The sequence below is a fragment of the Luteibacter mycovicinus genome, assembly GCF_000745235.1.
In the GTDB taxonomy this organism is placed as follows: domain Bacteria; phylum Pseudomonadota; class Gammaproteobacteria; order Xanthomonadales; family Rhodanobacteraceae; genus Luteibacter; species Luteibacter mycovicinus.
In genome coordinates this window covers 1,473,333-1,487,133 of sequence record NZ_JQNL01000001.1, presented here as the reverse complement: position 1 = coordinate 1,487,133, position 13,801 = coordinate 1,473,333, and the positions used below count along the sequence as shown (strand labels likewise).

The 13,801-nt window shown below is 64.5% G+C and carries 10 protein-coding genes; 3 read left to right on the top strand and 7 right to left on the bottom strand.

Annotated elements, in window-relative coordinates; genetic code table 11:
* The first annotated feature begins 128 nt into the window (after nucleotides 1-128).
* On the top strand, nucleotides 129-1,040 hold the full coding sequence (gene lpxC / locus FA85_RS06755) for a UDP-3-O-acyl-N-acetylglucosamine deacetylase (protein ID WP_036110475.1): 912 nt from the start codon (nucleotides 129-131) through the stop codon (nucleotides 1,038-1,040).
* A 1,205-nt stretch (nucleotides 1,041-2,245) separates the two neighbouring features.
* On the opposite strand, the gene FA85_RS06750 is transcribed toward lpxC, so the two are convergent.
* The gene (locus FA85_RS06750; RefSeq protein ID WP_051943319.1) at nucleotides 2,246-2,704 is read right to left on the bottom strand and encodes a DciA family protein; all 459 of its coding nucleotides are present in this window, start codon (nucleotides 2,702-2,704) and stop codon (nucleotides 2,246-2,248) included.
* 30 nt (nucleotides 2,705-2,734) lie between these two features.
* Between FA85_RS06750 and FA85_RS06745 the strand changes: the two genes are divergently transcribed.
* Together FA85_RS06745 and secA are read left to right on the top strand one after the other, a co-directional pair.
* Nucleotides 2,735-3,673, top strand: coding sequence for a M23 family metallopeptidase (locus tag FA85_RS06745; RefSeq protein ID WP_036110481.1), 939 nt, complete (start codon nucleotides 2,735-2,737; stop codon nucleotides 3,671-3,673).
* A gap of 131 nt (nucleotides 3,674-3,804) precedes the next feature.
* Nucleotides 3,805-6,522 (top strand): preprotein translocase subunit SecA, encoded by a 2,718-nt coding sequence (gene secA / locus FA85_RS06740; RefSeq protein ID WP_036110484.1) that lies wholly within the window; start codon nucleotides 3,805-3,807, stop codon nucleotides 6,520-6,522.
* A gap of 102 nt (nucleotides 6,523-6,624) precedes the next feature.
* Here secA and FA85_RS06735 read toward each other — a convergent pair whose 3' ends face one another.
* From FA85_RS06735 to FA85_RS06710, 6 genes are read right to left on the bottom strand one after another with little or no spacing between them, the layout of a single operon-like run.
* Nucleotides 6,625-7,476 carry a symmetrical bis(5'-nucleosyl)-tetraphosphatase gene (locus FA85_RS06735; RefSeq protein ID WP_036110488.1) on the bottom strand — a complete coding sequence of 284 codons (852 nt, stop codon included), beginning with the start codon at nucleotides 7,474-7,476 and terminating at the stop codon, nucleotides 6,625-6,627.
* A 56-nt stretch (nucleotides 7,477-7,532) separates the two neighbouring features.
* Nucleotides 7,533-7,916 (bottom strand): Co2+/Mg2+ efflux protein ApaG, encoded by a 384-nt coding sequence (gene apaG, locus FA85_RS06730; RefSeq protein ID WP_036110491.1) that lies wholly within the window; start codon nucleotides 7,914-7,916, stop codon nucleotides 7,533-7,535.
* A gap of 52 nt (nucleotides 7,917-7,968) precedes the next feature.
* A complete protein-coding gene (gene rsmA, locus FA85_RS06725; RefSeq protein ID WP_036110494.1) occupies nucleotides 7,969-8,748 on the bottom strand; it encodes a 16S rRNA (adenine(1518)-N(6)/adenine(1519)-N(6))-dimethyltransferase RsmA in 780 nt (259 codons plus the stop codon).
* Nucleotides 8,745-9,740 carry a 4-hydroxythreonine-4-phosphate dehydrogenase PdxA gene (pdxA, locus tag FA85_RS06720; RefSeq protein WP_036110496.1) on the bottom strand — a complete coding sequence of 332 codons (996 nt, stop codon included), beginning with the start codon at nucleotides 9,738-9,740 and terminating at the stop codon, nucleotides 8,745-8,747. The genes rsmA and pdxA overlap by 4 nt, the downstream gene beginning before the upstream one ends.
* 7 nt (nucleotides 9,741-9,747) lie before the next feature.
* The gene (locus FA85_RS06715) at nucleotides 9,748-11,121 is read right to left on the bottom strand and encodes a peptidylprolyl isomerase (protein WP_036110498.1); all 1,374 of its coding nucleotides are present in this window, start codon (nucleotides 11,119-11,121) and stop codon (nucleotides 9,748-9,750) included.
* Between the two features lie 30 nt (nucleotides 11,122-11,151).
* Nucleotides 11,152-13,695 (bottom strand): LPS-assembly protein LptD, encoded by a 2,544-nt coding sequence (locus FA85_RS06710; RefSeq protein WP_081907364.1) that lies wholly within the window; start codon nucleotides 13,693-13,695, stop codon nucleotides 11,152-11,154.
* Nucleotides 13,696-13,801: the final 106 nt, after the last annotated feature.

Genomic DNA, 13,801 nt, shown 5'->3' with positions numbered 1-13,801 from the left:
ATCGCAGCTGATGCTGAAGGAACGGTGAAGCAACACTGGACTGTACCGTCCGGTTTGTTTATCCCGAGGTTAAGACTGTGTTAGCATGATCGCTACTTTAGGCTGCTGCCAACAAGGTTCGACCCAACATGATCAAGCAGCGCACGCTCAAGAACATCATTCGCGCCACCGGCGTCGGCCTCCATACCGGCGACAAGGTGTACATGACGCTTCGTCCGGCCGCGCCGAACACGGGTATCGTGTTCCGCCGCACCGACCTCAATCCCCCGGTCGAGCTCAAGTCCCGCCCGGAGAATGTCGGTGATACGCGTCTTTCGACGACCCTGATCCAGGGCGACGTCCGCGTGTCCACGGTGGAGCATCTGCTCTCGGCCATGGCCGGCCTCGGCATCGACAACGCATATGTCGATCTTTCGGCGCCGGAAGTGCCGATCATGGACGGCAGCGCGGGTCCGTTCGTCTTCCTCATCCAGTCCGCTGGCATCGAGGAGCAGGACGCGGCCAAGCGTTTCATCCGCATCAAGAAGCCGGTGATCGTGAAAGACGGCGACAAGTGGGCCAGGCTGGAGCCGTTCGACGGCTTCAAGGTCGGCTTCTCCGTCGAGTTCGATCACCCGCTGTTCAACAAGCGCAATTCGCAGGCCGAGATGGATTTTTCGACGACGTCGTTCGTCAAGGAAGTCAGCCGCGCCCGCACCTTCGGCTTCATGCGTGACATCGAAATGCTTCGCGAGCGTAACCTCACGCTCGGCGGCTCGATGGACAACGCCGTCGTGCTCGACGACTACCGCGTGCTGAACGAAGACGGCCTCCGTTACGATAACGAGTTCGTCAAGCACAAGATCCTCGACGCCATCGGCGACATCTACATGCTGGGCCACAGCCTGATCGGCGCTTACTCCGCGCACAAGTCGGGTCACGAGCTCAACAACAAGCTTCTCCGTAGCCTGATGGCCGACGCCGCGGCGTGGGAAGAAGTCAGCTTCAAGGATCCGGCCAAGGCGCCGATCTCCTACGCCCATCCCGCCCAGGCGGTGTAAGGCGACGCCTCACCGGGGCGTAGCGAAACGAGAGAAGCCGCGAGCGATCGCGGCTTTTTTTATGGGCGCGTGAGATTGACGTTTTACGGCTCGGCTTCGCCCTCGCGTTTGGCTTTGTCGCGAGCGTTCGGTGTCGCGGTAAGAGCCGACGGGTGTGACCCTCGAGGCCACGCCTGCGGCGACCCCTCAATGAAAGGCCGCTACCGCGGCCGTGTATCAATGGCCTTCGGCCGGGTCGGGCTCCGCCTGGGGGTTTTCGAGTCGGCTGTCCCTGCCTCCCCGAAAACGGCCGGTCATCCCTGACCGGCCCCCTGCGGGCCTTGTCCAGTCGAAGCCCTCGCCTGCGGCTACCGGCCTCGAGGGTCACCCCCGCCGTCTCTTCCGTGCCCTGAGGTGGGGTGGTGGTCGAGCGGGTTTCGGCCTCACCGCTCCGTCGGCAATTGCCAGCAGGCTGGCCCGCATCAAAGCCACCGCCGCCAGCATGGCCCCTGCACGCTGCACGCCTCATACCGCACGCCGCATGCTCTGCCTGCCTGCCTGCCTGCCTGCCTGCCTGCCTGCCTGCCTGCGTGCCTGCCCGCACGCCCGCACTCGCCGCGCCGGGTAGGAGCGAACCCCGTTCGCGAACCCTCAGCCCCACTAAGGCGAACGAGGCCATGCGCCCCAGGCAAGCGAGCGGTCCCAGCCAACGAAGCGAATCCGCGCTCGACCCCACGCCGCCTCACCGTCCGAAAGAGCCGGCGGGTGCCACCCTCGCGTCCGGTAGCCGCAGGCGAGGGCTGCGACTGGAAGAGGCCCGCAAGGGGGCCGGTCAAGGATGACCGGCCGTTTTCGGGGAGGCAGGGACAGCCGACTCGAAAACCCCCAGTCGGAGCCCGACCCGGCCGAAGGCCATTGAAATACGGCCGCGGTAGCGGCCTTTCCCTGAGGGGTCGCCGCAGGCGTGGACGCGAGGGTGGCACCCGCCGGCTCTTACAAGCGACACCGCACGCCGCGACAAGGCCAACGCGATGGCGAAGCCGAGCCCTTCAAAGCCAAGCCCCAAGGCGGCAAAACCAAGAAAAAACCACGTGTGACAGCCCCCTCACCCCGTGAACTTTATGTGCAATTTAGGTGTTCGCCTGGTAGAGGCGTGCTATAAAGTTCGCCACCTCGCTGGATGCGGTGGTGCTTACGGACCCGCATCCCGGGTCGTAAGTGACGGATTAATCTTCGTTTTCGGCCTGGAGTGCCAGATACAGAAAAAGATCCCGCAGCGTGGGATCGGAGAGTGATGCCGCGGCGGACCGCAGATGGCGGGCTGCTTCGGTGGAAAGCGGTTTATGCCGGTCGGGGATGACTTCCACGGGCGGCAGCGGGGCCACTTTCACGGCAACCGAGTGGGCCTTCGCGCCGATGGCGCGGGCGGCTTCGAGGATCTGCGTCTGGTACAGGCGCACTCGCGAAGCCCAGGCCGACGAGGGCGCAAGGAAGACGAGCCGGCCATCGCGCAGGTCCGCAAAACGGATCTGGTCGCGCATCGGTGCAGGCAGTGTCGCGCGCAACTGACGTTCCAGCTGGTCGAGTTCGCGCGCCCGGGAGGCGAGCGAGACGACAGGTCCCACTTCCACGATGGACTTGAGTCCACGCGTGGCATGACGGGACGGTTTGGGCGGCGGTGGCATGGACCGGCTTAACTATTCGATGTGGAACGTATGCAGATCATACTCGTGTCACGTGGCCAGAAAGGGCCGAAAACGCTCGACCTCTCCTGCAGGCGCCTGCGCTGCAAAATGGCCGCGATGGTGCTCGCTGGCATCGTTGGCATCGCCGGTGTCGGCGCCGGCATCGCACTTACCGTCGCCAGCCCTCGCGATCGCGCCATGGGCGACATCCATGGCTTGCAGCGCGAGGTGGGCGACCAGAACGCACAGGTCGCTCAGATCAAGCGTGACGCCCAGCGGGACCTCGACGCACTCGCCGTCAAGCTTGGGCAGCTCCAGGCACAATCGGTCCGGTTGAACGCCTTGGGCGAGCGGCTGACCCAGGTCGGCAAACTGGACGACGGCGAGTTCAATTTCGACGAGGAGCCCGGCCAGGGCGGTCCTGAAGTAACCACCGGCGCTGAGCCGGATGCCTACACTTTGCCGGAGTCCCTGAACAAGAGCATCGACCAGCTCTCCGGGCAGTTCGACACCCAGCAGGCGCAGCTCGAAGCCCTGCGCGACATGCTGATGGATCGCAGTATCGAGTCCAGCCTGCGGCCCACGGGTATGCCAGTGAACGGGTACATCTCGTCGTATTTTGGCGGCCGCCCGGACCCGTTCAGTGGTCACAGCGCCCGGCATACCGGGATCGATATCGCCACGCCTACGGGTACGCCCGTGACGGCGGTCGCGGAGGGGATGGTCACCTTCGCGGGTCAGCGGAGCGGCTATGGCGACGTCATCGAAATCGACCATGGCAATGGGTACATGACCCGTTATGCGCACAACAGCGCCCTGGTCGCCAGGCCGGGACAGCGGGTCCGCGTCGGCGATGTGATCGCGAAGGCCGGCTCCACGGGCCGTTCGACGGGATCCCACGTCCATTTCGAGGTCTGGTACCACGATAAGGTCGTGAATCCGCTGGCTTTCGTCCGCAGCCACCGCTGACAGCCTTGAATCCGGCACGGCTCGCCGCCACCCCGAGGAAAGCCGGGGGCGGGCGTAGTATGATCGTCCCTTCGTGCCGGTCGGCTTTGCGCCGTCCGGCAGCCTTTTTTCGTTTCAGATCCGGATGATCGATGTTCAATCGTGCCCTGACGAGTATTTTCGGCAGCCGTAACGAGCGTGTGCTGCGCGACCTGTCCAAGACGGTCAAGCGCATCAACGCCCTGGAGCCCGAATTCGAAAAACTTTCCGACGATGAGCTGCGCGGGAAGACCGAGGAGTTCCGCGGCAGGATCACTGCCGGCGAGACCCTCGACAAGCTGTTGCCAGAGGCGTTCGCGGTCACCCGTGAGGCGGCCAGGCGTGTGCTCGGCATGCGCCACTACGACGTCCAGATGATCGGCGGCATGGTGCTGCATTCCGGCCGGATCGCCGAGATGCGCACGGGTGAGGGCAAGACCCTCGTCGGTACGCTGCCGGTATACCTGAACGCCCTGGAGGGTAAGGGCGTCCATGTCGTCACGGTCAACGACTACCTGGCGCGTCGTGACTCGGCGCAGATGGGCAAGCTTTACAACTTCCTCGGCCTCTCGGTCGGCGTGGTGTATCCGGGTATGGACCACGCGGACAAGCGTGCGGCCTATCAGTCCGACATCACCTACGGCACCAACAACGAATTCGGCTTCGACTACCTGCGCGACAACATGGCGCTCAGCAAGGAACAGCGCAATCAGCGCGGCCTGCACTACGCCATCGTCGACGAAGTCGACTCGATCCTGATCGACGAAGCCCGTACCCCGCTGATCATCTCCGGCCCGGCCGAAGACTCCCCGCAGCTCTACATCGCGGTGAACAAGATCGTGCCGCGCCTCAACCGTCAGGAAAAAGAAGACGGCGCCGGCGATTACATGGTCGACGAAAAACAGAAGCAGGTGCACATGTCCGAAGAGGGCATGGAGCACGCGGAGCAGCTGTTGCGCGAGGCGGGTGTCATCGAGGCCGACAGTGGCCTCTACGACTCCAAGAACCTGGCGGTGGTGCATCACCTCAATGCCGCGCTGCGTGCCAACGGCATCTATCAGCGTGACGTCGATTACATCGTGCGCGACGGCGAAGTCATCATCGTCGACGAATTCACAGGCCGTACGCTGGCGGGTCGTCGCTGGTCCGACGGCCTGCACCAGGCGGTCGAAGCGAAGGAAGGCGTGCCCATTCAGCGCGAGAACCAGACGCTGGCGACGGTGACGTTCCAGAACCTGTTCCGCATGTACAAGAAGCTGGCCGGCATGACCGGTACGGCGGACACGGAAGCCTACGAATTCCAGACCGTCTACGGGCTGGAAGTCGTCGTGATTCCGACGCACAAGCCGATGGTCCGTGTGGACAATCCGGATTCCGTGTTCCTCGGTCCGGATGCGAAGTACAAAGCGGTCATCGCGGACATCAAGGCCTGCCACGAGCGCGGTCAGCCCGTCCTCGTCGGCACGGCGTCCATCGACGTGTCCGAGTTGGTCTCGGGCTTGCTTAAGCAGGAGCGCATCCCACACGAGGTTCTCAACGCCAAGCAGCATGAGCGCGAAGCGCACATCGTCGCGCAGGCCGGTGCGCCGGGTTCGGTCACCATCGCCACCAACATGGCGGGTCGCGGTACCGATATCGTGCTCGGTGGCAGCCTCGAGGCCGCCCTGGCCACGTTGTCGGAGGATGCGTCCGACGTCGAAAAGCAGAAGGTCCGGGCGGACTGGAAGAAGCGTCACGAGCAAGTGCTCGCCTCCGGCGGTCTGCATATCATCGGCACCGAGCGTCACGAGTCGCGTCGTATCGACAACCAGCTGCGCGGCCGTTCGGGCCGTCAGGGCGATCCCGGTTCCTCGCGCTTCTACCTGTCGCTTCAGGACAACCTGATGCGCATCTTCGGCGGCGAGCGTATCGGTCGCTGGATGCAGATGTTCGGCATGAAGGAAGACGAGGCCCTCGAGGACCGTCTGATCACGCGGCAGATCGAAAAGGTCCAGCGCAAGGTCGAGCAGCACAACTTCGATATCCGCAAGAACCTCCTCGATTTCGACGATGTCGCCAACGACCAGCGCAAGGTGATCTACGCGCAGCGTGACGAGCTCCTCGAGATCGACGACATTTCCGACATGATCGGTGACATCCGCCAGGACGTCGTCGTCGCGCTCGTGCGTCGGTTCGTGCCTGCCGACAGCATCGACGACCAGTGGGACCTCGCCGGCCTGGATCGCGAGCTCGCCAGTGAACTCAACCTCCGGCTCGACCTCCCACAGTGGGTCGAAGCTCAGAAGGAAGTCGACGCTGAAGGCATCCTCGACCATGTGCGCGAAGCGGTCGATGCGCTGTTCGTCGAGAAGGAAGCGCAGATCGGTGCCGAAACCATGCGCTCGCTCGAGAAGCACGTGATGCTCTCGGTCGTGGACAACGCCTGGAAGGAACATCTCGCCAGCATGGATTACCTGCGTCAGGGCATCTATCTGCGTGGTTACGCGCAGAAGCAGCCGAAGCAGGAATTCAAGCGCGAGTCGTTCGAGCTGTTCTCCGAGATGCTCGACCGGATCAAGGGCGAAGTGGTGCAGATGCTTGCGCGTATCCGCATCCGCAGCGAGGACGAAGTCCTGGCGATGGAAGCCGAGCAGCAGCGTTCCGCTGAAGCCCAGCGTCTGCAGTACCAGCACGCCGATGCACAGGCGGCGGGCCTTCCCGCCGGCAGCGACGTCGGCGCCGAGCCGGTCGTGCAGTCCGTCGTCAACGATGGTCCCAAGGTCGGTCGTAACGATCCTTGCCCCTGTGGTTCGGGCAAGAAGTACAAGCACTGTCACGGCCAGCTGACCTGACCCAAAAAAAACCCCGCCAATCGGCGGGGTTTTTTTGTCGGGCAAAATGTAGGAGCGCGCCCTGCGCGCGAAAAGCCTACGAAGCACTAAATCCGCACCCGCTCAATCTCCGCCACCCTTAGGCTTATGCCGGTGCGGCTCGGCATTCACCGTGATGTATTCCGGCTCTTCCGTGTCCAGCCGCAGCGCGGTCAGCTGGCCGCCCCAGACGCATCCGGTATCGATGGCGTAAACGCCCAGACCGGCGAAGCGACCCAGAGCCGACCAGTGACCGCAGACGATCTTCGTCTCGCGGCGACGCATGCCCGGTACTTCGAACCACGGATACATGCCGGGCTTCTGCGTGCCCGGCGTGCCCTTGCCCTCGAAGTCGATGCGTCCGTTGACATCGCAATAGCGCATGCGGGTCAGCGTATTGATCGTGGCGCGGTGGCGCTCCACACCTTGCAGGCGGTTGTTCCAGCCCGGAGGGCGGTTGCCGAACAGGTTTTTCAGCAGGCGTTGGTGGCGTGGGCCACCCAGTTCGCGCTCGACGTCGAGCGCGGCGCGCTGTGCCTGTCGCAGCGTCCACATCGGCGCCATACCGGCGTGGATCATCGTCCAGCCTAGTGTTTCGTCGTGGTGCAGCAGCTTCTGCATGCGCAGCCACTCGAGCAGCACTGGCGCATCCTCGGCGAAGAGCACCTCGCGCAACTCGGGATTGACCCGTTGCTGCGCGTCCTCGCGTCGCTGGCCGATGGCCAGCAGCGAGAGGTCGTGGTTGCCCAGGGTGATGATGGTGCTGTCGCGCAGCGAGTGAATCAGTCGCAGCGTGGCCAGCGACTCACCGCCGCGATTGACGAGGTCGCCACAGAACCACAGTTTGTCGTTCGACGGGTCGAAACGGATCTTCTCCAGCATTCGCTGAAGTTCGGGGTAGCAACCCTGGACGTCGCCGATCGCGTAGACGGCCATCAGTCCAGTCGCTCCATCGCGCCGTTGCCGGCATGCACGCTTTCCATGGTTCGATCCTAGTGGAGCGTGCGCGGGATCGAAAGCACGAAGGGTGCGATAGGCGCATCGAATTGCGTGCCGTCATCCGCGACCATGCGATAGCTGCCTTCCATCGTGCCGACCGATGTCTCCAGTACGGCGCCCGAGGTGTACTCGAACGACTCGCCCGGACGCATCCACGGTTGCTCACCGACGACGCCGTCGCCGCGCACTTCCTCGACCTTGCCGTTCGCATCGGTTATCACCCAGTGACGAGTGAGCAACTGCGCACCGGAATCGCCCGCATTGCGGAGCGTGATCGTGTACGCGAAGACGTAGCGATTGTCCTTCGGCTGCGACTGGTCGGGAACGAAGCGGGTTTCGACCTCCACGTCGATCGTGTAGGGGTGTTTAGAGTTCATGGAGGGATTGTCGAGCACGCGGAGGGGGTGGGCAAGTATGCCCTGAACGCGGTTAGTCCGCGTTTGCGAGCTTCACGAAGTCTCCGGGCGCCAGCGTCTCGGCGCGCGCCTGCGGGTCGATCCCGAGTTCACGCATCGTTGACGCATCCACCAGCCCCTTGAGCGTGTTCGATAACGTCTTGCGGCGCATGGCGAAGGCCGCCTTCACCACGGCGTGAATTCTGGCCGGATCGCCCTTGGGCAACTGCTCGGGAGGTAGCGGCACGAGGCGAACGACAGCCGAATCGACCTTCGGTGGCGGGCGGAACGCGCCCGGTGGAACGGTGAACAGTGGCGTCACCTTGCAAGCCAGCTGCAGCATGACGCTGAGCCGCCCGTACACCTTGCTGCCGGGCTCGGCGGCCATGCGGTCGACAACTTCCTTCTGCAGCATGAAGTGCATGTCCTGGATCGCGGACGCATGCTCGACGCAGTGAAAGAGGATCGGGCTGGAAATGTAGTAAGGCAGATTACCGGCGATGCGCAGCCGCTCGGCACCCAGTTCGGCGGCAAGCGTGGTGAAATCCACCTTCAGCACGTCGGAATGCACGATGCGCAGCTCGCCGATGGCGTCGGCCCGCGCCTGCAAGCCGGGAATGAGATCGGTGTCGAGCTCGATGGCCGTCATTCGCCTGGCCACGGCGAGCAGCGGCAAGGTCATCGCACCTTCGCCCGGGCCGATCTCGACGACGGTATCGCCGTCCTTCGGCGCGATGGAAGAGACGATCCGGTCGATGTAGCGCTTGTCGTGCAGGAAGTGCTGTCCGAAGCTCTTTTTGGGGCGTGCGTTCATGGTGTGACCCGGTGGCGGGCGAGATCGATGGCGAGACGGGTCGCGGCGAACAGGCTTGCGGGATCCGCGCGGCCGGTGCCGGCGAGATCCAGCGCGGTGCCGTGGTCGACCGAGGTGCGGATGTAGGGCAGGCCGAGCGTGACGTTCACCGTGCGATCGAACGCTTCGCTCTTGAGCACCGGCAATGCCTGATCGTGATACATCGCCAGTACGGCATCGTAGCGGTGACGCATGGCTGGGACGAAGGCGGTATCGGCCGGCAGGGGGCCCAGGAGCTCCATGCCTTCGTCGCGCAGGCGATCGAGCAGGGGGATGATCGTGTCCAGCTCCTCGCGCCCCATATGACCGCCTTCGCCCGCGTGCGGGTTGAGGCCCAGCACGGCGATGCGGGGTCGGGCGATGCCGAAATCCCGCAGTAGCGAACGTGCGACGATGCGCAGCGTGCGCTCCAGGAGCTCGGGCGTGACAGCGGAAGGTACGGCGGAGAGGGGGAGATGGGTCGTGGCCAGAGTGACGCGAAGCTCGGGGCTTGCGAGCATCATGACCACATCGGCAGCCGCACGCTCGGCGAAGAACTCGGTGTGGCCGCTGAAAGGCACGCCGCCTTCGTTGATGCTGGATTTCTGCACCGGACCGGTCACCACGGCGTCGAATTCGCCGCTGACGCAGCCATCGGCCGCGAGGGCGAGCATGTCGAGAACATGCCGCGCGTTGCGTGGATCGGGGTGGCCCCAGGCTTCCGGCGCGCCCAGCGGGACGTGACGTACCCGGATGCTGCCCGGTGTCCGGGTGGCGATGCGGTGGCCATCATCGTCGATGATCTGGAGGGCGACACCCGTCGCCGCGGCGGCGCGAGCGAGGAGGGCGCGATCGGTGATCGCGATCAGGTCCGCCGGAAAGTCGCTGGCCGCCAGGCGGGCGACCAGTTCCGGTCCCACCCCGGCAGGCTCACCGGCGGTCACGGCGAGCCTTGGCAGGGTGGTCGCGGTCATGACGGGCTTACGGCGTGGAGGCCGACGCCTGCTTGTCGTCCGGGTCCTTCAGTTCGGGGACGCGGATGTCGACGAACGACGTGGAGCGCAGCTCGCGCAGGTAGTTCTCGTAGGCCTCGTCGGCCTTGCGGTTGCCGATGGCCTGGCGGGCCTGATCACGCTGCAGCTGATCGGTGAGATCGCTCTGGCGGGTGCCCAGGCGCTGCAGGACGATCCAGCCTGCATCGGTCTGGATGGGGTGCGAGACCTCGTTGTCCTTCAGCTGTTCGATCTGGGTGGCGATGGCCTGACCCCAGGCGTCCTTGGCGAACCAGCCCATGTCGCCGCCGTTGTTCGCCGTGGTGTTGTCCTTGGACTCATCCTTGGCGAGCTTGGAGAAGTCTTCTTTCTTGTCGACGATGCGGGTGTAGAGGTCCTGCGCCTTTTTCTCCGCCTGCTCCGGGGTCACGATTTCGGAGGGCTTGATGAGGATCTGGCGGGCGTGGTACTCGGTGACGATCTGTCGGCCCGGAGCGCGCGTGTCGACCAGCTTCAGGATGTGGAAGCCGGTGGGGCCGCGAAGTGCGCCGGTGGTCTCACCCGGCTTGAGGCCGCCGACCGCATCGGCGAAAGCCGGCGGCACTTCGTCGAGCCGGCGCCAGCCGAGGTCGCCGCCGTCGAGTGCATCGGGGGCGTCGGAGAAGCGGATGGCGGCGGCGTTGAAGTCCATGCCGCCCTTGATCGCCTTCATGGCCTCGTCGGCCTTCGCCTGCGCCGCGGCGATATCGCTGGCGCCGCCGTTGGCCGGCGTGCTGATCGCGATGTGGGCGAGGTGGACTTCACCCGCCTTGTAGCTCGGGCTCGCCAGGAGGTTGTTGACCTCGGCGTCGGTCACCGTGACCTGGTCGCGAACGACGCTTTCGTGGAGCTTCTGGGCGATGATCTGGTCGGACAGCTGCTGGCGGAACGCCGCATAGCTGTAGCCGTCCTGCTCCACCGCGCCACGCAGCTGGTCGAGGCTCATCTTGTTCTGCTGGGCGACGTTGCCGGCGGCCTGATCGATGTCCTGGTCGGACACATGGATGTTCTGGTCGTTGGCGCGCTGGACCTGGAGCTTCATCAGCACGAGGCGGTCGAGCACCTGGCGGGCGAGGACGTCCTTCGGCGGCAACTGGCCCGGATTCGACGCGTACTGGCGGACGATGGCGTTGATCGCCTCGTCCAGCTCGCTCTGCAGGATGACGTCTTCCTCCACGACGGCGACGATGCGGTCGAGGGAACCGTTGCCGGCGGTCGCGCCCGCGACGGTCGGCTGGGCCGACGGCATCAACTGGGCATGGGCCGAGGGCATCGCCGCCAGAAGGGAGGCAGCGAGCAGGGAGTACGAAAGGATCTGCTTCATCGAATAGGGAGCCCGGGGCGCTTGCCCCACTTATTGATAGCCAAGGATAGCACGGCGCAGGTAGGCGCCCGATTGCGGGTTGAGCGAGCCCAAGCCCTTGAATTCCACCTCAAACATGACCGCGTTGTCCGTCTCACGGAGGTAGTCGTGTACGTAGTGGCGGCCGAGCACGCGGAAGGCGACGCAGCAGCTGTCGTACTCGACGCCCACCGCGGCTTCGAGGGTGCGGTGGGAGTACGTGAACGTGGTAAAGCTTGCACCGTTATCCAGCGTGACCGGCAGGACGTCGCGGCGGGCGAAGACCCAGCGGGCCAGGGCCCGCCAACGTTCGGACACAGGAAAGACCGCGGATGTGTCGAATTGTTCCATCACGCCACGGCGGTAGCGGTACGAGAAGTTGACGATGCCGTCGCCGGCGATGCGGCGCTGGATACCGATGGTGGCGAGGTCGGTATTACGTCCCGAATCGTAGATGGCGCCCTGGTCGTTGAGGTAGGTGCTCGGCTGCTTGTTCGGGTTCCACTGGTACGAGCTGTTCAGGCGCCACTTGTCGTTGAACTGGATCGCGAGCTGGGCGACGTAATCCGAACGACTGAAGTCGGTCGGAGCGACGTTCGGCATCTGCACTTTCTGACCATTGAAGTACTTGATCTGGCCGAGACTGGCCGACAGGCGCTCGACGCCTGTCTCGTCGAGAAGGCGCGTCGTGAGCGCTGCGGTCAGATTGTTCGCATCCATCTGGCGGTCGGCGCCGGAAAACCGGTTCGTGGTGAACAGCTGCCAGAAGTCGAACGACATGGCGTTCGTGTCGAAGGTCGGCAGGTTGTTCTGGTTCCGGTACGGCACGTACAGATAGTAAAGGCGCGGCTCGAGCGTCTGGGTGTAGCTGCTGCCGAACAGATTCGTCTGGCGGTCGAAGATCAGGCCGGCGTCGACGCTGGAGATCGGTACCGAGCGGGACGGGTCCTGTTTGGCGTAGTGGTAGTACGAGTAGTCCGAATCCAGCCGGTAATCGGTATAGCGGTATTCCACGCGGGGGCGGACGAACCAGGATGCGCCCGAGAAATCGGCCGCCAGGTAAGGTGCGAGATCCAGGCGATTGCCGTCGACCTGACCGAGCTGAGCGGCATTGTTCGGGTCGAAGGGCGAGCGGTCGGGCTTCCGGAACGCCACCGCTTCCGTGTCGACGCCCGCGTCGAGCCAGTTGTTGATCGGCGCCTGCATGTTGAACGTCGCGCGCGGCCAGCGGCGATAGGGCACCACGTAGTTGGGCAGCCCGGCGTCCACGTTCTGGTAGTCGTCCGCGCCGATGGACGCGCTCCAGTATTTGCCGCCCTTGGATACATAGGCGCTCGAACTCAGGATGCCGACCGCCGACTGGTACAGGTCATTGCTGAAGTCGCGGAAATACTGGTTATCCGACGCACGGTTGATGTTGACGCCCAGATTGAACCCGTCGCCCAGATTGGTCGAGTTCACGATCTTGACGAGGTAGCGCTGCTTCGAACCGTCGCGGTCGCTGGTGCCGCTCTCGTCCTGATCCGGACCCTTGTCGTGGGCCATGTACTGGATGTCGAACGTGCCATTCGAGCGCGGGAGCAGATAGCGGAACTCGGTGCCCAGCATGAAGCCGCGGTCGCTGTAGTAGCCCGGCGTGATCGTCGCATCGTAGTTCGGTGCGATGTTCCAGTAGTAGGGCGTGTTCAGGAACAGGCCCGAGCGGCTCGACGAACCGAACGTCGGGTAAAGGAAGCCGCTCTTCCGGCGGTCGTCCAGCGGGAAGGTGAAGTACGGCAGGTACATGAACGGCACGTTCTTGAAGCGCATGGTCGCGCTGCGTGCCTCGCCGACGCCGGTTTCCTTGTTGAGATTGATCGTCTTGGCGCGGAACTCCCACATGCGGGCGCCCACGTCGCAGGTGGAATAGGACGCCATGTGGAAGCGGCCGTGCTGCGGGTCGAGAATCTTTGCGTGATCGGCCACGCCGTTGCCGCGCGACTGCAGCAGCTGGTAACGGACGTTGTACGCGTCGCCGTCGTTCGGCGTGGTGGTGCCCGTCATGCGGTCGGCGGAGACCAGCATGCCAGCCTCCTGGTACTTCACGTTGCCCTTGGCATCGTAGGCCGTCGAGTCGGCGTTGTACGTGACGTCGTTGGCGCGCAGCACCTGATCGGCGCGCTCGAGGCGCACGCCGCCGGTCATGTGGTACTGGTCCGGTTCCGGGCTCTCGACCTTGACGCCGCTGGTGTTGCCGTCGTCGATGCCCGAATGGACGTCGGTCACGGCGGTGTCGCGCAGCGAGCTGTCCTTCGTTATGCCGGGCTCGTAGAAATCGAGCATCGCGTTCGGCCGGCACAGCGCGTAGCTGATGGGACGCGGCGGGCAGATGAAGGAACCGAGCGGACAGGTTTCCGCCGGGACGGGCGCGGCGGTAGCGGCCGTGGTGACCGGCGCGACGACGGCCCGGGTTTCACCCTGGACCGGCGCACTCTGCGCCTGCGCTTGCCAGGCGGGGGCCGAGACGATCAGGGCGACAGCGGTCGCCAGCAGGCGGCGTTTAGGCAGGATGCTCATGCGTGACGTCACGGGCTCGGTCTTATCCGGTTTGCGAAAGGCCGCCAACTTAGCAGAATCCCCAACCCCGCGGCACGATGGCACGTCACCCATGAGCATGAACCCC

Coding starts and splice junctions, on each gene's coding strand:
- rsmA (WP_036110494.1), bottom strand. CDS start 8,748: ATGAACGCACGCCCCAAAAAGAGCTTCGGACAGCACTTCCTGCACGAC.
- FA85_RS06735 (WP_036110488.1), bottom strand. CDS start 7,476: ATGGCCGTCTACGCGATCGGCGACGTCCAGGGTTGCTACCCCGAACTT.
- FA85_RS06715 (WP_036110498.1), bottom strand. CDS start 11,121: ATGAAGCAGATCCTTTCGTACTCCCTGCTCGCTGCCTCCCTTCTGGCG.
- secA (WP_036110484.1), top strand. CDS start 3,805: ATGTTCAATCGTGCCCTGACGAGTATTTTCGGCAGCCGTAACGAGCGT.
- lpxC (WP_036110475.1), top strand. CDS start 129: ATGATCAAGCAGCGCACGCTCAAGAACATCATTCGCGCCACCGGCGTC.
- FA85_RS06750 (WP_051943319.1), bottom strand. CDS start 2,704: ATGCCACCGCCGCCCAAACCGTCCCGTCATGCCACGCGTGGACTCAAG.
- apaG (WP_036110491.1), bottom strand. CDS start 7,916: ATGAACTCTAAACACCCCTACACGATCGACGTGGAGGTCGAAACCCGC.
- pdxA (WP_036110496.1), bottom strand. CDS start 9,740: ATGACCGCGACCACCCTGCCAAGGCTCGCCGTGACCGCCGGTGAGCCT.
- FA85_RS06745 (WP_036110481.1), top strand. CDS start 2,735: ATGCAGATCATACTCGTGTCACGTGGCCAGAAAGGGCCGAAAACGCTC.
- FA85_RS06710 (WP_081907364.1), bottom strand. CDS start 13,695: ATGAGCATCCTGCCTAAACGCCGCCTGCTGGCGACCGCTGTCGCCCTG.